This window comes from Streptomyces sp. NPDC102258, from assembly GCF_055584685.1.
The window spans coordinates 31,088-49,556 of the sequence record NZ_JBVJLO010000017.1; the positions used below are offsets into that span (position 1 = coordinate 31,088).

General features: G+C 72.2%; 17 protein-coding genes and 1 pseudogene. 13 read left to right on the forward strand and 5 right to left on the reverse strand.

What is annotated here, in order from left to right; genetic code table 11:
- From rsmD to mutM, 7 genes and pseudogenes are all read left to right on the forward strand, one after another.
- Positions 1 to 588: pseudogene (gene rsmD / locus ACZ6ZT_RS25520) on the forward strand (16S rRNA (guanine(966)-N(2))-methyltransferase RsmD); the annotation flags it as partial.
- A gap of 29 nt (positions 589 to 617) precedes the next feature.
- Positions 618 to 1,097 (forward strand): pantetheine-phosphate adenylyltransferase, encoded by a 480-nt coding sequence (gene coaD / locus ACZ6ZT_RS25525; RefSeq protein WP_469722230.1) that lies wholly within the window; start codon positions 618 to 620, stop codon positions 1,095 to 1,097.
- Between the two features lie 126 nt (positions 1,098 to 1,223).
- Positions 1,224 to 2,291 (forward strand): DivIVA domain-containing protein, encoded by a 1,068-nt coding sequence (locus ACZ6ZT_RS25530; RefSeq protein ID WP_469722231.1) that lies wholly within the window; start codon positions 1,224 to 1,226, stop codon positions 2,289 to 2,291.
- A 120-nt stretch (positions 2,292 to 2,411) separates the two neighbouring features.
- Positions 2,412 to 3,080: a YceD family protein gene (locus tag ACZ6ZT_RS25535; RefSeq protein WP_469722232.1), complete on the forward strand. Its 669-nt coding sequence runs from the start codon at positions 2,412 to 2,414 to the stop codon at positions 3,078 to 3,080.
- Positions 3,081 to 3,082: 2 nt separating this feature from the next.
- Positions 3,083 to 3,256 carry a 50S ribosomal protein L32 gene (gene rpmF / locus ACZ6ZT_RS25540; protein ID WP_003965982.1) on the forward strand — a complete coding sequence of 58 codons (174 nt, stop codon included), beginning with the start codon at positions 3,083 to 3,085 and terminating at the stop codon, positions 3,254 to 3,256.
- A gap of 19 nt (positions 3,257 to 3,275) precedes the next feature.
- Positions 3,276 to 4,133, forward strand: a complete 858-nt coding sequence (gene rnc / locus ACZ6ZT_RS25545; RefSeq protein WP_469722233.1) for a ribonuclease III — start codon at positions 3,276 to 3,278, stop codon at positions 4,131 to 4,133.
- A gap of 134 nt (positions 4,134 to 4,267) precedes the next feature.
- The gene (gene mutM / locus ACZ6ZT_RS25550) at positions 4,268 to 5,134 is read left to right on the forward strand and encodes a bifunctional DNA-formamidopyrimidine glycosylase/DNA-(apurinic or apyrimidinic site) lyase (protein WP_469722234.1); all 867 of its coding nucleotides are present in this window, start codon (positions 4,268 to 4,270) and stop codon (positions 5,132 to 5,134) included.
- On the opposite strand, the gene ACZ6ZT_RS25555 is transcribed toward mutM, so the two are convergent.
- The gene (locus tag ACZ6ZT_RS25555) at positions 5,107 to 5,514 is read right to left on the reverse strand and encodes a winged helix-turn-helix transcriptional regulator (protein ID WP_469722235.1); all 408 of its coding nucleotides are present in this window, start codon (positions 5,512 to 5,514) and stop codon (positions 5,107 to 5,109) included. The genes mutM and ACZ6ZT_RS25555 overlap by 28 nt on opposite strands.
- A gap of 103 nt (positions 5,515 to 5,617) precedes the next feature.
- Here ACZ6ZT_RS25555 and ACZ6ZT_RS25560 point away from each other — a divergent pair, with 103 nt between their 5' ends.
- Positions 5,618 to 6,253 carry a flavodoxin family protein gene (locus ACZ6ZT_RS25560; RefSeq protein WP_469722236.1) on the forward strand — a complete coding sequence of 212 codons (636 nt, stop codon included), beginning with the start codon at positions 5,618 to 5,620 and terminating at the stop codon, positions 6,251 to 6,253.
- Here ACZ6ZT_RS25560 and ACZ6ZT_RS25565 read toward each other — a convergent pair.
- Positions 6,250 to 7,179 (reverse strand): CAP domain-containing protein, encoded by a 930-nt coding sequence (locus ACZ6ZT_RS25565; protein WP_469722237.1) that lies wholly within the window; start codon positions 7,177 to 7,179, stop codon positions 6,250 to 6,252. The two genes, ACZ6ZT_RS25560 and ACZ6ZT_RS25565, sit on opposite strands and share 4 nt — an antisense overlap.
- A 128-nt stretch (positions 7,180 to 7,307) precedes the next feature.
- Between ACZ6ZT_RS25565 and ACZ6ZT_RS25570 the strand changes: the two genes are divergently transcribed.
- The 4 genes from ACZ6ZT_RS25570 to ACZ6ZT_RS25585 all read left to right on the forward strand — a co-directional run bounded on the left by ACZ6ZT_RS25570 (position 7,308) and on the right by ACZ6ZT_RS25585 (position 13,678).
- Positions 7,308 to 7,589, forward strand: a complete 282-nt coding sequence (locus tag ACZ6ZT_RS25570; protein WP_469722238.1) for an acylphosphatase — start codon at positions 7,308 to 7,310, stop codon at positions 7,587 to 7,589.
- A 348-nt stretch (positions 7,590 to 7,937) separates the two neighbouring features.
- A complete protein-coding gene (locus tag ACZ6ZT_RS25575; protein WP_469722239.1) occupies positions 7,938 to 8,153 on the forward strand; it encodes a hypothetical protein in 216 nt (71 codons plus the stop codon).
- A gap of 141 nt (positions 8,154 to 8,294) precedes the next feature.
- On the forward strand, positions 8,295 to 12,035 hold the full coding sequence (locus tag ACZ6ZT_RS25580; protein WP_469722240.1) for a chromosome segregation SMC family protein: 3,741 nt from the start codon (positions 8,295 to 8,297) through the stop codon (positions 12,033 to 12,035).
- A 209-nt stretch (positions 12,036 to 12,244) separates the two neighbouring features.
- The gene (locus ACZ6ZT_RS25585) at positions 12,245 to 13,678 is read left to right on the forward strand and encodes a sugar porter family MFS transporter (RefSeq protein ID WP_469722241.1); all 1,434 of its coding nucleotides are present in this window, start codon (positions 12,245 to 12,247) and stop codon (positions 13,676 to 13,678) included.
- A gap of 45 nt (positions 13,679 to 13,723) precedes the next feature.
- Here the strand turns inward: ACZ6ZT_RS25585 and ACZ6ZT_RS25590 are convergent, their stop codons facing one another.
- Together ACZ6ZT_RS25590 and ACZ6ZT_RS25595 are read right to left on the reverse strand one after the other, a co-directional pair.
- On the reverse strand, positions 13,724 to 14,710 hold the full coding sequence (locus ACZ6ZT_RS25590; RefSeq protein WP_469722243.1) for an LLM class flavin-dependent oxidoreductase: 987 nt from the start codon (positions 14,708 to 14,710) through the stop codon (positions 13,724 to 13,726).
- 62 nt (positions 14,711 to 14,772) lie between these two features.
- Entirely contained in the window at positions 14,773 to 16,212 is a 1,440-nt protein-coding gene (locus ACZ6ZT_RS25595) for a purine-cytosine permease family protein (RefSeq protein WP_469722244.1), read from the reverse strand.
- Positions 16,213 to 16,355: 143 nt separating this feature from the next.
- Here ACZ6ZT_RS25595 and ftsY point away from each other — a divergent pair, with 143 nt between their 5' ends.
- Positions 16,356 to 17,585, forward strand: a complete 1,230-nt coding sequence (ftsY, locus tag ACZ6ZT_RS25600) for a signal recognition particle-docking protein FtsY (protein WP_469722245.1) — start codon at positions 16,356 to 16,358, stop codon at positions 17,583 to 17,585.
- A gap of 97 nt (positions 17,586 to 17,682) precedes the next feature.
- Here ftsY and ACZ6ZT_RS25605 read toward each other — a convergent pair whose 3' ends face one another.
- Entirely contained in the window at positions 17,683 to 18,351 is a 669-nt protein-coding gene (locus tag ACZ6ZT_RS25605; RefSeq protein WP_469722246.1) for a bifunctional DNA primase/polymerase, read from the reverse strand.
- Between the last annotated feature and the right edge of the window lie 118 nt (positions 18,352 to 18,469).

The window sequence follows — 18,469 nt, forward strand, 5'->3', positions numbered from 1 at the left end:
GGACCCCAGATGACCCGCGTGATCGCCGGCACCGCCGGCGGGCGGCGGCTGACCGTGCCGCCCGGCACCGGCACCCGCCCGACCTCCGACCGGATGCGCGAAGGGCTCTTCTCCACCTGGGAGTCGCTGCACGGGGTGCGGGGCTCCCGGGTGCTCGACCTCTACGGCGGCTCCGGCGCCGTCGGACTCGAAGCCCTCTCCCGGGGCGCGGCCCACACCCTGCTGGTCGAGGCCGACGCCAAGGCCGCCCGGGCCATCCGGGACAACATCGCGGCACTGGGCCTGCCCGGCGCCGAATTCCGGGCCGGCAAGGCCGAACAGGTCGTGGCGGCCCCCGCGCAGGGGGACCCGTACGACGTGGTCTTCCTGGACCCCCCGTACGCCGTCGAGCACGGTGATCTAGGGGAGATCCTGCTCACACTCCGGTCCAATGGCTGGCTCACCGACGACGCGCTCGTCACCGTGGAACGCAGCACGAGGAGCGGAGCGTTCCCCTGGCCCGAGGGCTTCGAAGCGCTCCGCTCGCGGAAGTACGGCGAGGGCACCCTTTGGTACGGTCGCGCCGCCTTCACCAGCGAAGTTTCATGATGCCCGCACCGGGGAGCGAGGGAATTCAGTTGCGCCGCGCCGTCTGTCCGGGGTCGTTCGACCCCATCACCAACGGGCACCTGGACATCATCGGCCGGGCCTCCCGGCTCTACGACGTGGTCCACGTCGCCGTGATGATCAACCAGTCCAAGAAGGGCCTGTTCACGGTCGAGGAGCGGATCGAGATGATCCGCGAGGCCACCGCCGACTACGGCAACGTCGAGGTCGAGTCCTTCCACGGGCTGCTCGTCGACTTCTGCAAGCAGCGGGACATCCCCGCCATCGTCAAGGGCCTGCGCGCCGTCAGCGACTTCGACTACGAACTCCAGATGGCCCAGATGAACATGGGACTGTCGGGCGTCGAAACGCTGTTCGTGCCGACCAACCCCACCTACAGCTTCCTGTCGTCCTCCCTGGTCAAGGAGGTCGCGACCTGGGGCGGCGACGTCGCCCACCTGCTGCCCGCGCACGTGCACGCGGCGCTGACCGAGCGGCTGCGCGCGCGGTGACCCGGTGGCGGCCGGACCGGGCTCACCCGGTCCGCGCCGCACGTCCCCCCGGTGGCTCTACAGTCGTCTCGTCAGTGGTCCCGTCCGGCACAGGACCCGTCCGAGGCAGAGAGAGTGCGAGCCCCCATGGACGTACAGAAGAAGCTCGACGAGATCGTCGCGGCCGTCGGCGGCGCCCGGTCCATGCCCATGTCGGCTTCCTGCGTGATCAACCGCGCGGAGCTCCTCGCCCATCTGGAAGAGGTGCGCCAAGCCCTGCCCGGCTCGCTCGCCCAGGCCCGTGAGCTGATCGGCGGACGCGAGCAGCTGGTCGAGGACGCCCGGCGCGAGGCGGAGCGGATCATCGAGTCCGCCCACGCCCAGCGCGGCTCGCTGATCTCGGACACGGAGATCGCCCGCCGCTCGCAGGCCGAGGCGGACCGGATCCTGGCGGAGGCGCGCCGGGAGGCCGAGGAGATCCGCGCCGAGGCGGACGACTACGTCGACAGCAAGCTGGCCAACTTCGAGGTCGTCCTCAGCAAGACGATCGGCTCGGTGGACCGCGGCCGCGAGAAGCTCCTCGGCCGCGGCCCGGGTCTGGACGAGCAGGGCTTCGCCGACACGGACGCCCCGGAGCGCAGCCACGACCCCGACGTGCGGCGGCAGCAGGCGGACGCGTACGTGGACACCAAGCTCGCGACCTTCGAGGCCGTGCTCGCCAAGACCCTGGAGGCCGTCGGGCGGGGCCGCCAGAAGCTGCTGGGCCGGGTGCCGACCGACGACCTCGGCGCGCACATGGCCGCCCAGGACGCGGCTGGCGCCGCCGGGGGGCGGCCGTCCAGCGACGCGGACTTCCTGGCCGGCCTGGCCGAGCCGGGCCCCGACCCGGTGCGCGCGCAGATCCCCGCCCAGGCCCAGCCCGTACCGCAGTACGACGCCTATCCCTATGAGCAGCACGCGCAGCACCCGCAGCACCAGCAGGACGCGTACGGCTACCAGGACCCGTACGCCGGCCAGCCCTATGGGATCCAGCAGCAGCCCGACGCCTACGCGGCCTACCAGCAGCAGCCGGACCCGTACGGCGGCTACCAGCAGCAGCACCAGGTCCAGCAGCAGCCGCAGGAGGCGCGGCAGCCCGCGCTGGACGAGACGAGCTTCTTCGACACGAGCATGATCGACTTGGAGCAGCTGCGCCAGTACGAACAGGGGCGCTGACCCGATTGGGCTCAGAGCGAAGCGCCGGGTATCCTGGCTCTTCGGTCGCGCGTATGCACCGCGATCCGTGCTGCCCGTGCAAGCGGAATACATGCAGCATTCTTCGATCTTCAGCGATCTGTGAAAGCAGGAACGGCCCTGAACACCCGCCTCGACCACCGCAACCCCCTCGTGTTCGACACGCACGAGCTGGGTCGGCGTCCTGGTGCCATGCAGCGGCTGTCCCGCGAGATCGAGACCCCGGCGGACTTCGGTCTCATCGGAGTCATCGGAGTGCCGGAAGGCGCCCCGCTGAAGCTCAACCTCCGCATGGAGTCGGTCATGGAAGGGGTGCTTGTCACAGGCACCGCTCGTGGCCGGGCCGTGGGGGAGTGCGTAAGGTGTCTGGAGACCGTCGAGCGCGAGCTCAAGGCGGACTTCCAGGAGATGTTCTCGTACCCTGACGCCGACGACCGGACCCGCTCCAAGGCGGAGCCGGCCGACGACGCCGAGGACGACGAGGACACGCTCCACCTTGAGGACGGCTTGTTCGACCTCGAACCCGTGCTGCGTGACGTGGTGGTGCTCGCACTGCCGCTGCAGCCGGTGTGCCGGGAGGACTGTCTCGGACTGTGCCCCGAATGCGGGCTCAATCTGAACGAGGACCCCGACCACCACCATGACGCCGTCGACATCCGTTGGGCGGCATTGCAGGGACTCGTCGTGACCGATCAGGACGACGAGAAGGACAACATGAGCGGCACTGCCTCTGACGGAGTTCAGGGCGCCGCCGAGAAGCAGGAGAAGTAGCCGTGGCTGTTCCGAAGCGGAAGATGTCGCGCAGCAACACGCGCCACCGCCGGTCGCAGTGGAAGGCTGCGGTCCCCACCCTGGTTTCGTGTGAGCGTTGCCAGGAGCCGAAGCTCCAGCACATCGCGTGCCCGAGCTGCGGCACCTACAACAAGCGCCAGGTCCTCGAGGTCTGAGCGGCTGGTGAGAGGCGCAATGTCTGAGCTGTCCAACGCTGAGAAGCAGGCAGACAGTAACAACGCGGCCTCGTCCCACGTGCTTCTGGAAGGGCGGCTCGGGTATCGACTCGAGTCCGCCCTTCTGGTGCGTGCGCTGACCCACCGTTCGTACGCGTACGAGAACGGCGGTCTGCCCACCAACGAACGCCTGGAGTTCCTCGGGGACTCCGTGCTGGGCCTGGTGGTCACGGACACGCTGTACACCACCCACCCCGACCTGCCGGAAGGCCAGCTGGCCAAACTGCGGGCCGCGGTGGTCAACTCGCGCGCACTGGCGGAGGTGGGGCGTGGCCTCGAACTCGGCTCCTTCATCCGGCTCGGCCGGGGCGAAGAGGGCACGGGCGGCCGGGACAAGGCCTCCATCCTCGCCGACACCCTTGAAGCGGTGATCGGCGCGGTCTACCTCGACCAGGGCCTCGACGCGGCCTCGGAGCTGGTCCACCGGCTCTTCGACCCGCTGATCGAGAAGTCCTCCAACCTCGGGGCCGGCCTGGACTGGAAGACCAGTCTCCAGGAGCTCACGGCGGCCGAAGGCCTCGGTGTACCGGAATATCTGGTCACCGAGACCGGACCGGACCACGAGAAGACCTTCACAGCTGCCGCTCGCGTCGGTGGTGTCTCGTACGGCACCGGCACCGGCCGCAGCAAGAAGGAAGCGGAACAGCAGGCGGCGGAGTCCGCGTGGCGCGGGATCCGCGCCGCGGCGGACGAGCGGATCGCGGCAGCAGCCGCAGCCGCCACCGCGGCGGCGGAGGTCCCGGCTCCGGCCGTGGCCGAAGCCGTGGCCGAGGACGGCGGGGCGCCGACGCCCGTCGACCCCGCGCCGCAGGCCTGACGCTTCCTTCGGGACGTTCCCCGCCCCGCCCCCTGCCCCGGCAGGAGGCGGGGCGGACCCGTTTCCGGGGGCCCGAAGGGGGCCGGTAGGCTCGGCGGCAGCGACCGGATCCGCGTCACCCCGGAGGAGAAACCGTGCCCGAGCTGCCCGAAGTCGAAGTGGTGCGGCGCGGCTTGGAGCGATGGGTGGCCGGGCGGACGGTCGCCGACGTGGAAGTGCTCCACCCCCGGGCCGTACGCCGCCACCCGGCGGGCGGCGCCGACTTCGCGGCCCGGCTGGCCGGGCGGACCGTCGGCGCGCCGATGCGGCGCGGCAAGTACCTGTGGCTGCCGCTGGACGGGGACCTGTCCGTCCTCGGACACCTCGGGATGAGCGGGCAGCTGCTGGTACAGCCGGCCGACGCCCCCGACGAGAAGCACCTGCGGATCCGGATCCGCTTCGCCGACTCCGCCGGGACCGAGCTGCGCTTCGTCGACCAGCGGACCTTCGGCGGGCTCTCGCTGCACGAGACCGTGCCCGGCAGCGCCGAGGGCCTGCCGGACGTCATCGCGCACATCGCCCGCGACCCCCTGGACCCGCTCTTCGACGAGGGCGCCTACCACCTCGCCCTGCGCGCGAAGCGCACCACGCTGAAGCGGGCCCTGCTGGACCAGTCGCTGATCAGCGGGGTCGGCAACATCTACGCCGACGAGGCCCTGTGGCGCGCGAAGCTCCACTACGAGCGCCCCACCGGCACCCTCACCCGCCCCCGGAGCACGGAACTCCTGACCCATGTGCGGGCGGTCATGAACGCCGCCCTCGCCGTCGGCGGGACCAGCTTCGACAGCCTGTACGTCAACGTGAACGGCGAATCCGGGTACTTCGACCGGTCCCTGGACGCGTACGGGCGCGAGGGCGAGCCCTGCCGCCGCTGCGGTACGCCGATGCGGCGCCGGGCCTGGATGAACCGGTCGAGCTACTTCTGCCCGCGCTGTCAGCGGCCGCCGCGCGCGGTGTCGTAGACCCGGCGGGCGGCGAGGACCTCGTCCATGGCGCCCTCCACGAAGTGGATCAGGGCGAGCAGGCGGTCGGCGACCTCACGGCCGAGCGGGGTGAGCTCGTAGTCGACGCGGGGCGGGTTGGTGGGCTGCGCCTCGCGGTGGACGATGCCGTCGCGCTCCAGGGCGTGCAGGGTCTGGGAGAGCATCTTCTCGCTCACGCCGTCGACGCGGCGGCGCAGCTCGTTGAAGCGGCAGGGGCCCTCGCGCAGAGCGCCGACGGTGAGGCTGCCCCAGCGTCCGGTGACGTGTTCCAGGGTTTCCCGGGAGGGGCAGGCACGCGCGAAGACGTCGAAGGGCAGGTCCGCCGCGCCGGCTTCGGTACAGACAGGGGTCGTCTCCATGGGGACAGCCTACCTCCGGGTAGCGCTAACCGTCTGCTTGCGCTTTCCAAAAGTTAGTGTTTTTCTTCTTCTCGTCACCCCGCTTTCCCCGAGGAGAACCGCCATGTCCAGCCCCCTCACCACCGCTCCCGTCGTTTCGGTCGCCTACCACTCCGGCTACGGGCACACCGCCGTCGTCGCCGAGGCCGTCCGGGCGGGCGCCGCCGCCACGGGGGCGACGGTGCACCTGATCAGCGTCGACACCATCACCGATGCCGAATGGGAACTGCTCGACGCGTCCGACGCGATCATCTTCGGCTCGCCGACCTACATGGGCACCGCCTCCGGCGCCTTCCACGTCTTCGCCGAGGCCACCTCGAAGCGCTGGTTCGGGGACGCGTGGCGGGACAAGGTGGCCGCGGGCTTCACCAACTCCGCCTCGAAGGCCGGCGACAAGCTGAACACCCTGCAGTTCTTCCAGATGCTGGCCTCCCAGCACGGCATGAGCTGGGTCAGCCTGGGCCTGAAGCCGGGCTGGAACTCCACCGCCGGCAGCGAGTACGACCTCAACCGCCTCGGCTTCTCCTCCGGCGCCGCGGCCCAGACCAACTCCGACGAGGGCCCCGAGGGCGTGCACAAGGCCGACCTCGCGACCGCCGAGCACCTCGGCCGGCGCGTGGCGGAGCACACCCGGGTGATCCTGGCGGGCCGGGCGGCGCTGGCGGGCGTAACAGGCGTGGCGGTCGTGGCGGGCGTCTAGAAGCCGAAGTCCTGGGTCCACCAGGGGCCGCCGTCGGCGAAGTAGACGCCGATGCCCAGGGTGCGGAATTCGCAGTTGAGGATGTTCGCCTTGTGGTCCGGGCTCTTCATCCAGGCGTCCATCACGGTCGCGGCGTCACCCTGGCCGCGTGCGATGTTCTCGCCGCCGAGGCCGCCGATACCGGCGTTCTCGGCCCGCTGCCAGGGGGTGTTCCCGTCCGGGTCGGTGTGGTCGAAGAAGCCCCGGACGGCCATGTCCTTGCTGAAGGCTCCGGCCAGCGCGGCCAGCGGCGGGTTCGCCCGGACCGGGACGCAGCCCGCCCGCGCGCGCTCCTGGTTCACCAGGGTGAGGACGGCGGCCTCCTCGGCGGAGTGGGCGTCGTCGGGCTGGGGCGCAGTGGTGGGGGCGGGCTTGGGAGCGGCGGTCTTCGAGGGAGCCGGCTTCACGGGCAGCGGCTTGGCGGGGGCGGGCTTCACGGGCGCGGGCTTGGCGGGGGCGGCGCTCTCCGCCGGCTTTTTGGCCTCGGGCTCCTTGGTTTCCGGCTTCCCGGCCGCCGGCTGCTCGGCGGAGGCGGAGGCGGAGGGGGTAGTCGACGGTGAGGCCGAGGGGGTGGGCGAGGGGGACGGGCTGCCCCTCCCGGCGCCCGGCTCCGGGACGGAGGAGGCGCGGCCGGACAGGTTCGCGAGGCCGCCCTGCTGCTCGGCGGCCGGTCCGTCGGCGCTCGCGGAGGGCTTCGCCCCGGCCCGCACGTCGCTGCCGGAGTCGGTGCCGACGTAAGGGAAGGAGCCGCCGACCGGGACGAAGCCGGTCGTCACGGCGGCCGCACCGAGCGCCACCGCCACGGACACGCCGAGCAGGCCGCCCCGTACGACGGTGCGGCGCCGGCCGCCGGGGCGCGGCGTGGCGTGGAGTCGGTGGCGTCCCATCGGCGGCGAGCCTTCCCTCACAAGATCGAGCTCCTCACCCGAACAGGTGAGTCATTGGTGGGGGACTGTAGTCGATGGGCCAAGGGGGCGATGTGCTCCAAAAACGTTTGCGCGGTTAGCGTTCATGCATGAATGAAGACGTCCGCCTGACCGCGTGGGTACGCGGCCGAGTACAGGGAGTGGGCTTCCGTTGGTTCACCAGGGCCAATGCCCTGGAGATCGGTGGCATGACCGGCTTCGCGCTCAACCTCGACGACGGGCGAGTACAGGTGGTGGCCGAGGGTCAACGTGAGAATTGCCACCGGCTGCTCGACTGGCTCCGCTCCGCCGACACGCCCGGGAGGGTCGACGGGGTGACAGAGATATGGGGCACACCGCGCGGTGGCTACGAGGGGTTCGAGATCCGGTGAATGATCGACCGATCATGGTCTGATCGCATCCCCGGATCGTCCGCACCCGGTCGGAACTGCGCATTCACGGCCGAGGCGTTGCCCGGGGGCCCGATTCGTGGAAGGCTCGAAGACGAGGCCGATCTCCCCGCCGGGCGCGCGGGCCGGGCCGCCCGCCGATACGGGGCGTGATCGTGTTGACCGTCAAACTTTTTGGTGAGACGCTGGAAGCCCCGCGCACCTGAGCTGTTTGGCAGTGCTGGCAGTAGTAAGCGCAGTGACTGACAGTCGCTGCCGGACACCGCGGGTGCGATTCCCTCACGACCCACACCGCTTCGGTCGGTCACTCAGTGTGGAGGACCATCCATCATGGCAAAGGCGCTTCTCGGTTACGTCGGCGGTTCCGACCCGCGACTCCTCGCCGAGATGCGACGGCTTCAGCAGCGCGTCCAGGACCTTGAGTCCGAGCTCGGACGGATCCAGTCCGAGAACGACGCACTGAACGCTGCCGCCGCTCAGCACGGAGACTCGCTGCTGAACAGCATTGACCTCGACGTATCCCAGGCGGAGCCTGCGCTCACCTGATCCGCGCTACCCGTCGCTCGACAACAGCCCCGCATGATCTGCAAGGGACGCTTCGGCGTCCCTTCTTTCTTTCACCGCCACGTCTGATCCGCCCTGCACCTTCTGGGGTGAAACCGCACGTGAAAGGTAGAGTCCGGCGGCGTGCACCTCAAGTCCCTGACCCTGCGCGGCTTCAAATCCTTTGCCTCCGCGACCACCCTGCGCTTCGAACCGGGCATCACCTGTGTCGTGGGCCCGAACGGCTCCGGCAAGTCCAACGTGGTGGACGCGCTGTCCTGGGTCATGGGGGAACAGGGAGCCAAAACCCTGCGCGGCGGCAAGATGGAAGACGTCATCTTCGCCGGGACCACCGGCCGCCCGCCGCTGGGGCGGGCCGAGGTCTCCCTCACCATCGACAACTCCGACGGCGCGCTGCCGATCGAGTACGCCGAGGTCACCATCACGCGGATCATGTTCCGCGGCGGCAGCAGCGAGTACCAGATCAACGGGGACACCTGCCGGCTCCTCGACATCCAAGAGCTGCTCTCCGACTCCGGCATCGGCCGTGAGATGCACGTCATCGTCGGGCAGGGCCAGCTCGACTCCGTCCTGCACGCCGATCCGATGGGCCGCCGCGCCTTCATCGAGGAGGCCGCGGGCGTCCTGAAGCACCGCAAGCGCAAAGAGAAGGCGCTGCGCAAACTCGACGCGATGAAGGCCAACCTCGCGCGGGTGCAGGATTTGGGCGACGAGCTGCGCCGCCAGCTCAAGCCCCTGGGACGGCAGGCCGCCGTGGCCCGGCGGGCCGCGGTGATCCAGGCCGACCTGCGCGACGCGCGGCTGCGGCTGCTCGCCGACGACCTGGTCGCGCTGCGCGGCGCGCTCGACGCGGAGATCGCGGACGAGGCCGCGCTGAAGGAGCGCAAGGAGTCCGCCGAACGGGACCTCGCCGAGGCGCTGCGCCACGAGGCCGCGCTGGAGGAGTCGGTGCGGCGCCTCGCGCCCCGGCTCCAGCGGGCCCAGCAGACCTGGTACGAGCTCTCGCAGCTGGCCGAACGGGTGCGCGGCACCGAGTCCCTGGCGGTGGCCCGGGTCAAGAGCGCCTCGGCCCCCGTGGAGGAGGAGCGGCGCGGGCGGGACCCGGAGGACCTGGAGCGGGAGGCCGCCCGGATCCGGGAGCAGGAGGCGGAGCTCGCGGCCGCGCTGGAGGCCGCCGAACGGGCGCTGGAGGACACCTCCGAGCACCGGGCCGGGCTGGAGCGGGCCCTCGCCGAGGAGGAACGCCGGCTGCGGGACGCGGCGCGGGCCATTGCCGACCGGCGCGAGGAACTGGCCCGGCTGACCGGGCGGCTGGGCGCGGCCCGCTCCCGGGCCGGCGCCGCCCAGGCCGAGATCGACCGGCTGGCGGCCGCCCGGGACGAGGCGGAACTGCGGGCGCGGGCCGCGTGGGAGGAGTACGAGGCGCTGGCCGAGGAGGTCGGCGCCCTGGAGGACCCCTCGGTGGAGGGGGAGTACGAGCGGGCGCGCGCCGGGCTGGCCGGGGCGGAGGCCGCGCTGGCCGCCGCCCGGGATGAGGTGACCTCGGCGGAGCGGTCCCGGGCGGCGGTCTCGGCCCGGCGGGAGGCGCTCGCGCTGGGGCTGCGGCGCAAGGACGGAACGGGAGCGCTGCTCGCCGCCCGCGAGCGGCTGGCCGGGCTGCTGGGGCCGGCGGCGGAGCGGGTGGCGGTGGTCCCGGGTCACGAGGTCGCCGTGGCGGCCGCGCTCGGAGCCGCCGCCGACGCCCTGGCCGTGGCCTCTCCGGGGGCGGCGGCCCTGGCGATCCGCCACCTCCGCGAAACCGACGCCGGCCGCGCCACCTTCCTGATCACCCCGCCCGGGGCGGCCCCGGTCCCGGCTGCGGAGGTGCCGGGCCAGGCCCCGGCACCGGGCACGGCGCTCCCGGGCCCCGGGGCCACCGGGGCCGGCGGGGTGCTGCCCGGGCAGGCGCAGGGGGCGGGGGAGGCCCTCCGGACCGGCGTGACCCGGAGCGGCGCGGCGGCGGTGGGGGCTCAGGGCGCCGGTGCCCGGCCGGCGACCGCCCCGCCGGGTTCCGCGGACGGAGCGTGGGTGGAGGCCGCCCGGCTGGTGCGCGGGGACGCCGAGGCGTGCCGGGCGGTGGCGTGGGTGCTGCGGGACCACGTGGTGGTCGGCTCGCTGGAGGAGGCCGAGGAGGTGGTGGCGGCGCACCCCGGGCTCGTCGCGGTGACCGCCGACGGGGACGTGCTCGGGGCGCACCTCGCGCACGGCGGCTCCGCCGGTGCGCCCAGCCTCATCGAGGTGCGGGCGGCCGTGGACGAAGCGGCGGCGGAACTGGAACGGCTGGACGCCCGGTGCCGCGAGCTGGCCGGCGCCGAGGAGGCGGCCCGGGAACGCCGGGACGCGGCGGCGGCCCTGGCCGAGGAGCTGGGCGAGCGGCGCCGGGCCGGGGAGCGGGCCCGGGCCGGGGTCGCCCAGCAGCTCGGGCGGCTGGCCGGGCAGGCGAAGGGGGCGCTGGGCGAAGCGGAGCGCACCGCCCTGGCCGTGGCCCAGGCCGGGGAGGCGCTGGAACGCGCACGGGCCGACGTAGCGGAATGCGCGGAGCGGCTCGCGGCGGTGGAAGAGCTGCCGGCCGAGCGGGAACCCGACACCTCCGCGCGGGACCGCCTCGCGGCCGACGGGGCGAACGCTCGGCAGACCGAGATGGAGGCCCGCCTCCAGCTGCGCACCCACGAGGAACGGGTCAAGGGGCTGGCCGGCCGCGCGGACGGCCTGGACCGCGCGGCCCGGGCCGAACGCGAGGCCCGGGCGCGCGCCGAGCGGCGCCGGCGGCGGCTGCGCCACGAGGCCGAGGTGGGCCGGGCCGTGGCCGAGGGGGCCCGGCAGCTGCTGGCGCACCTGGAGGTGTCCCTGGCCCGCGCCGAGCGGGAGCGTACGGCGGCCGAAGAGGCCAAGGGGGCGTCCGAGCGGGAGCTCGGTGAGGCCCGCGGCCGGGGCCGGGACCTCAAGGCCGAACTCGACAAGCTCACCGATTCGGTGCACCGCGGCGAGGTGCTCGGCGCCGAGAAGCGGCTGCGCATCGAGCAGCTGGAGTCGCGGGCGCTGGAGGAGCTGGGGGTGGAGCCGGCCGCGCTCGTCGCGGAGTACGGCCCGGACCAGCCGGTTCCGCCGTCCCCCGCGGCGGAGGGTGAGACCCTGCCGGAGGATCCCCAGGACCCCCGCAACCGGCCCGGCCCCTTCGTCCGCGCCCAGCAGGAGAAGCGGCTCAGGGCGGCCGAGCGCGCCTACCAGCAGCTCGGCAAGGTCAATCCGCTCGCGCTGGAGGAGTTCGCCGCGCTCGAAGTACGCCATCAGTTCCTCAGCGAGCAGCTGGAGGACCTGCGGAAGACCCGGGCCGACCTCCTTCAAGTCGTGAAGGAAGTGGACCGGCGGGTCGAGGAGGTCTTCAGCGAGGCGTACCGCGACACGGCCCGGGAGTTCGAGGGCGTCTTCGCGCGGCTGTTCCCCGGCGGCGAGGGCCGGCTCGTGCTCACCGACCCGGACGACATGCTGGCCACCGGGGTGGACGTCGAGGCCCGCCCGCCGGGCAAGAAGGTCAAGCGGCTGTCGCTGCTGTCGGGCGGCGAGCGGTCGCTGACGGCCGTGGCGCTGCTGGTCTCCATCTTCAAGGCGCGGCCCAGCCCGTTCTACGTGATGGACGAGGTGGAGGCCGCCCTGGACGACACCAACCTCCAGCGGCTGATCCGGATCATGGCGGAGCTCCAGGAGAGCTCGCAGCTGATCGTCATCACGCACCAGAAGCGGACGATGGAGATCGCGGACGCGCTCTACGGGGTCTCCATGCAGGGCGACGGCGTCTCGAAGGTGATCAGCCAGCGTCTGCGCTGAACCTGGCTGAACCGCTTCAGCTTTCAAGGAATGAAGTCAGGAATGCAGGGCATACGGCCTGCCACAGGTTAACAAGACCTTCACACCACCTCTTGACTTCAGGAAATGAACACATAGGCTCGGCTCCGCTGTCCCCCGGCTTCGGGTGGTGCCCGATCTTGACCTGTGCGCCACTAGGAGAACGGACGAAACCCCCCACGGAGCACACCTTGACCAGCAGCACAGCGAAGGCATCGACGCCCGGCGGCGGCAGCTCGCCGCACCCCGAGCACCTCGGGCACGTCATCTTCATCACCGCGGCCGCGGCCATGGGCGGATTCCTCTTCGGCTACGACAGTTCCGTCATCAACGGCGCGGTCGAGGCCATCCGCGACCGCTTCGACGTCGGGTCGGCCACCCTCGCCCAGGTGATCGCCGCCGCCCTCATTGGCTGCGCCTTCGGTGCGGCCACCGCGGGACGCATCGCCGACCGGATCGGCCGAATCCGCTGCATGCAGATCGCGGCCGTTCTCTTCACCGCGAGCGCCATCGGCTCCGCCCTCCCGTTCGCCCTCTGGGACCTCGCCATGTGGCGCGTCATCGGCGGCTTCGGCATCGGCATGGCCTCGGTGATCGGCCCCGCCTACATCGCCGAGGTCTCCCCGCCCGCCTACCGCGGCCGGCTCGCCTCCTTCCAGCAGGCCGCCATCGTCATCGGCATCGCCGTCTCGCAGCTGGTCAACTGGGGCATCCTCAACCTCGCCGACGGCGACCAGCGCGGCAAGATCGGCGGCCTGGAAGCCTGGCAGTGGATGCTCGGCGTCATGGTCGTCCCGGCCGTGCTCTACGGCCTGCTCTCCTTCGCCATCCCGGAGTCCCCGCGCTTCCTCGTCTCGATCGGCCGTATGGAGAAGGCCAAGACGGTGCTGCGCGAGGTCGAGGGCGAGCACATCGACGCCGACGCCCGGGTCAGCGAGATCGACACCGCCATCCACTCCGAGGTGAAGTCCAGCTTCAAGGACCTCCTCGGCGGCCGCTTCGGCTTCCTGCCGATCGTCTGGACCGGCATCGGCCTCTCCCTCTTCCAGCAGCTCGTCGGCATCAACGTGATCTTCTACTACAGCTCCTCGCTGTGGCAGTCGGTCGGCATCGACCCGAGCTCCTCGTTCCTGTACTCCTTCGAGACCTCAGTCGTGAACATCGTCGGTACGGTGATCGCGATGCTGCTGGTGGACCGGATCGGCCGCAAGCCGCTGGCCCTCATCGGCTCCACCGGCATGGCGATCTCCCTCGGACTCGCCGCCTGGGCCTTCTCCTACAAGGACACCAGCGGCGGCGAGATCGCCCTGCCGCACACCCAGGGCCTCGTCGCCCTCATCGCGGCCAACTGCTTCGTGCTCTTCTTCGCCCTCTCGTGGGGCGTGGTGGTCTGGGTGCTGCTCGGCGAGATGTTCCCGGGCCGCATCCGCGCCGCCGCACTCGGTGTGGCCGCCGCCGCCCAGTGGATCGCCAACTGGGTCATCACGGTGTCGTTCCCGAGCCTCTCGGACTGGAACCTGTCCGGCGCCTACGTCATCTACGCCGTCTTCGCCGTGCTCTCGATCCCCTTCATCCTCAAGTGGGTGCCGGAGACCAAGGGCAAGGCGTTGGAGGAGATGGGGTAACCATCCCCCGCCACCACCCCTCCCCTCCACGGGTGCTGCCCCGGCTCAGTCCTTGAGCCGGGGCAGTACGCGTTCGCACAGCAGCCGCAGGCTCCGCCAGCCCTCCTCCACCGGCATCCCCCCGCACAGCGGGTGCAGCACCAGGTTCCCGCTCTCACCCGCGCCCCGCGCGTACGCGAGCGCCTCGTCCGGGGTCAGCACCCGGTACACGCCCTCCGCGCGCAGCTCCGCCACCGACCGGGCGCCCGACCGTACGGCGCTGCGGATGTCCTTGGACTGCCAGGAGGCGTACATCCCGGCCTCGTGCAGGAAGTGCCTCCCGTACTCGGCCCAGACCCGGTCCGGGTCCTCGGCGATGTGCAGCAGCGGGGTCTCGGCGGCGGGCATCATGCAGAAGCCCTCCGTCCCGTACTCCGCGAGCCGCTCCCGGTAGTACGCCTCCAGCTCCGGCAGGTGCGCGCTCGGGAAGAAGGGCAGCCCCAGCCGGGCCGCGCGCCGGGCCGCCGCCTCGGAACTGCCGCCGACCAGCAGCAGTGGGTGCGGCCGGGTGAAGGGGCGCGGGGTCACCCGTACGGTCCTGCCGCGGTGGGTGAACGGTTCGCCGGTCCACGCCTTCAGCAGGGTCTCCAGCAGCTCGTCCTGGAGCCGGCCGCGCCGGCCCCACTCCACGCCCTGCTGCTCGTACTCCTCGGGCCGGTAGCCGATGCCCGCCACCGTGACCAGCCGGCCGCCGCTCAGCAGGTCCAGGACCGCGATGTCCTCGGCGGCCCGCAGCGGGTCGTAGAGCGGGCCGATGATCGCCGAGACCGTGACCGCGATGCGGCGGGTGGCGCCGAACACCGCGCCGGCGAAGGCGAAGGGGGAGGGCAGCCAGTTGTTGGCGGTGCCGTGGTGCTCCTCGGTCTGGATGGTGTCGATGCCGCGTACGTCCGCGTACGTCGCCATCTCCAGGGCGGCTCGGTAGCGGGCGGAGAGGGTCTCGGGGGTGCCGTTCGGGTCGACGAGATTGAACCGGGCCACGGTGATGGGCATGGAGGAGTCCCCCTTCGCCGGAGGTGGTGGGCGGGCGAAGGGGGACGCTAGCTGACGAAGCGTCAGTTGGACAGGGATCCGGCGGGCTCGCGCGCACCGGCGTCGGCCGGTGCGGCCGGGGCGGCGGTGCGCGGCAGCACGGCGTACAGCACGCCGGAGGTCACGATGCCGGCCACCCAGCCCAGGCCGTTCTCGCCGATCCAGGTGGAGGCGAGCGGTCCGCTGAACCAGTCCACCTTCGTGAACAGCAGCCCGGCCACCAGGGCCGCGCCCCAGGCCGTCATCGCCTGCCAGGCGAAACCGCCCTTGTACCAGTAGGCGCTGCTCGCGGTGGTGTCCAGCAGCGCGCGGCCGTCGTAGGACGGGCGGCGCAGCATGTCCACGCCGAAGACGCCGATCCAGGCGGAGAAGGCCACCGCCAGCAGGGTCAGGAAGGAGATGAAGGAGCCGAAGAAGCTGGTGGCCACCACCATCAGCAGGAAGCCGAAGACCAGGCTGATGACCGCGTTGACGCTGACGGCCCAGGCGCGCGGGACCTTGATGCCGAGGGTCTGCGCGGTGAACCCGGCCGAGTACATGGACATCGAGTTGATCAGCAGCATCCCGATGAGGGCGATGAGCAGGTACGGGACCGCGAGCCAGGTCGGCAGCAGCTCGCCGATGAAGGAGACCGGGTCCTGGGCGGTGGCCAGGTCCGGCGTGCCCACGGCCATGACGGCGCCCATCAGCACCATCGGCAGGACGACCACGCCCGCGCCGCCGACCGTCGCCCCGACCAGGGCCTTGGAGGAGGCGGCGCGGGGCAGGTAGCGGGTGAAGTCCGGGCCCGAGGGCACCCAGCTGATGCCGCCCGCCGCGATGGTGCCGATGCCCGCGACCATCATCGCCGTCGAGCCGGCCGGCTTGCCGAGGACGGCGGACCAGTCGGTGGTGAAGAGCAGGTAGCCGAGGACCAGCACGCTGAACCCGCCGAAGAGGTACGTCGACCAGGTCGAGCAGACGCGCAGCGCCTTGATGCCGAGTCCGGAGACCACGAAGGTGCAGCCCACGAAGAAGAGCAGGGTGACCACGATGAGCGGGGTACTGCTCTTGACGCCGAAGACGAGGTCGAGGACGGTCAGCACGGCGTAGGCCCCGCTGACCGCGTTGATCGTCTCCCAGCCCCACCGGGCCACCCAGATCAGGGCGCCCGGGAAGAGGTTGCCGCGCTGGCCGAAGACGGCCCGCGAGAGCGCCATGCCGGGAGCGCCGCCGCGCTTGCCGGCGATGGATATGAGGCCGACCATCCCGTACGAGACCACGGGGGCGGCGATCGCGACGACCAGCACCTGCCAGATGTTCAGCTTGTTGAGGATCACCAGGCCCGCGCCCATCGTGAGCAGCAGCACACTGATGTTCGCGGCCACCCAGGTGGGGACCAGGTCACGGACCCGGCCGCCGCGCTCCGCGTCGGGAACGGGTTCCAGGCCGCGGGTCTCCACGGAGGTCTCTTCGGCAGGCATGCGGTACTCCGGTGGGGGAGGGCTCGGGGCAAGTCGTCCATCATCGTAGAAGTGCCGTTAAAACAACAAATGGGTCGTACGCCCCGGGACCGAAGTCCCGGTTCCGGGGCCCGGGGCGGCCCGTGGCCGATACTGGGGGGGTTATGGAAATCCTGATCCTTGCTGTAGTCATCGCCCTGGTCGCGGTCGGCGCGATCAGCGGGCTCGTGGTCAGCAGCCGCAAGAAGAAGCAGCTGCCCCCCACGGCGCCGCCGAGCACGCCGACCATCACTGCCCCGCCTGCCGAACCGCAGGTGGGGGAGGACGCCGTAGAGACGGCGGAAGAACCGCGCCGCACCATCGAAGAGGTCGGCCTCCCGGACGCCGAGACGGCCACCGGGTCGCCGGTCGCCGTCGAGGACCCGGTGGTCGCGGCCCCCGAGCCCGAGGCCCCGCCGATCGAGGTGCCCGAGCCCACCGCCGGCCGGCTGGTCCGGCTGCGCGCCCGGCTCGCCCGGTCCCAGAACTCGCTGGGCAAGGGGCTGCTCACGCTGCTCTCCCGCGAGCACCTCGACGAGGACACCTGGGAGGAGATCGAGGAGACCCTCCTCATCGCCGACGTCGGTGTCGCGCCGACCCAGGAGCTGGTGGACCGGCTCCGCGAGCGGGTCCGGGTGCTCGGCACCCGCACCCCCGCCGAGCTGCGCACCCTGCTGAAGGAGGAGCTGCTCACCCTCCTCGGCACCGACTTCGACCGCGCCGTGAAGACGGAGAGCGGCGTCGACACCCCGGCCGTCGTGATGGTCGTCGGCGTCAACGGCACCGGCAAGACCACCACCACCGGCAAGCTGGCCCGCGTCCTCGTCGCCGACGGGCGCAGCGTGGTCCTCGGCGCCGCCGACACCTTCCGCGCCGCCGCCGCCGACCAGCTCCAGACCTGGGGCGAGCGCGTGGGCGCCCGTACCGTACGGGGCCCCGAGGGCGGCGACCCCGCCTCCATCGCCTACGACGCGGTCAAGGAGGGCATCGCCGAGGGAGCGGACGTCGTCCTCATCGACACCGCCGGCCGGCTGCACACCAAGACCGGGCTCATGGACGAGCTCGGCAAGGTCAAGCGCGTCGTGGAGAAGCACGGCCCGCTGGACGAGGTCCTGCTGGTCCTGGACGCGACCACCGGGCAGAACGGCCTGACCCAGGCGCGCGTCTTCGCCGAGGTCGTGGACATCACCGGCATCGTGCTGACCAAGCTCGACGGCACCGCCAAGGGCGGCATCGTCATCGCCGTCCAGCGCGAGCTGGGCGTCCCGGTCAAGCTCATCGGCCTGGGCGAGGGCCCCGACGACCTGGCCCCCTTCGAGCCGGAGGCGTTCGTCGACGCCCTCATCGGCGACTGACCGGCGACCGGGACCCGGCTCCGGGATCAGCCGCCCTTACGCATACCAGTGCCCCCGCGTCCGCGCCGGACCCGGGGGCACTGGCGACTGCGGGCGCCTAGCCGCGGAAGCGGTGGCAGATGTAGGCCAGGGTGCCCAGCAGCAGCCGGGCCTGCGGGGGGCCGCCGGCCCGGTCCAGGGAGGGCCGGCGCAGCCAGCCGGCCGGGCCCAGGCCCGCGTGGTCGCAGGGCGGGGCGGTCAGGAAGGCGCCGGCGCCCAGGGCGCGCAGGTCCAGATCGGCGTCGTCCCAGCCCATCCGGTACAGCAGCTGCGGCAGCCCGGCCGCCGCCCCCGGGGCGACGAAGAACTGCGCGCGCCCGTCCGGGGTGACCGTCACCGGCCCCAGCGGCAGCCCCATGCGCTCCATGCGGACCAGCGCGCGCCGGCCGGCCTCCTCGGCCACCTCGATCACGTCGAAGGAGCGGCCGACCGGGAGCAGGATCGCCGCGCCCGGGTACTCGCCCCACACCTCGGTGACCTCGTCCAGGGTGGCGCCGCCGGGAACGGTGGGAGCGAAGTCGAGCGGATGCGCCCCCGGCGTGACGCAGTTCGTATGACCGCAGGAACAGTCGCGGGCCGGGGCCGCGGCCCGGGCGCCGGGTACCGCGTCCCAGCCCCACAGGCCGGTGTACTCCGCCACCGTCGTGCACTCCGAGGTCCGGCCGCGGCGCCGGACGCCGGAACGGAACTCCTTGGTGCCGCGGCTGCCGCCGATCGTGAAGCCCATGCCCATGCCCCCTCCAACGGGTCGGACGTGCCGGTGGTTACGACGTCGGCGGGACCGGTCGGCGGACGGGTGCGCCGTGCCTTCCCAAGGGGCCGCCCCGGCGCACTCCTCGCCGCGC

What these genes read in the sequence shown, in the direction of transcription:
- ACZ6ZT_RS25530 (WP_469722231.1), top strand. Translation starts at nt 1,224, where the DNA reads ATGGACGTACAGAAGAAGCTCGACGAGATCGTCGCGGCCGTCGGCGGC.
- rnc (WP_469722233.1), top strand. Translation starts at nt 3,276, where the DNA reads ATGTCTGAGCTGTCCAACGCTGAGAAGCAGGCAGACAGTAACAACGCG.
- ACZ6ZT_RS25555 (WP_469722235.1), bottom strand. Translation starts at nt 5,514, where the DNA reads ATGGAGACGACCCCTGTCTGTACCGAAGCCGGCGCGGCGGACCTGCCC.
- ACZ6ZT_RS25560 (WP_469722236.1), top strand. Translation starts at nt 5,618, where the DNA reads ATGTCCAGCCCCCTCACCACCGCTCCCGTCGTTTCGGTCGCCTACCAC.
- ACZ6ZT_RS25565 (WP_469722237.1), bottom strand. Translation starts at nt 7,179, where the DNA reads ATGGGACGCCACCGACTCCACGCCACGCCGCGCCCCGGCGGCCGGCGC.
- ACZ6ZT_RS25570 (WP_469722238.1), top strand. Translation starts at nt 7,308, where the DNA reads ATGAATGAAGACGTCCGCCTGACCGCGTGGGTACGCGGCCGAGTACAG.
- ACZ6ZT_RS25575 (WP_469722239.1), top strand. Translation starts at nt 7,938, where the DNA reads ATGGCAAAGGCGCTTCTCGGTTACGTCGGCGGTTCCGACCCGCGACTC.
- ACZ6ZT_RS25590 (WP_469722243.1), bottom strand. Translation starts at nt 14,710, where the DNA reads ATGCCCATCACCGTGGCCCGGTTCAATCTCGTCGACCCGAACGGCACC.
- ACZ6ZT_RS25595 (WP_469722244.1), bottom strand. Translation starts at nt 16,212, where the DNA reads ATGCCTGCCGAAGAGACCTCCGTGGAGACCCGCGGCCTGGAACCCGTT.
- ftsY (WP_469722245.1), top strand. Translation starts at nt 16,356, where the DNA reads ATGGAAATCCTGATCCTTGCTGTAGTCATCGCCCTGGTCGCGGTCGGC.
- ACZ6ZT_RS25605 (WP_469722246.1), bottom strand. Translation starts at nt 18,351, where the DNA reads ATGGGCTTCACGATCGGCGGCAGCCGCGGCACCAAGGAGTTCCGTTCC.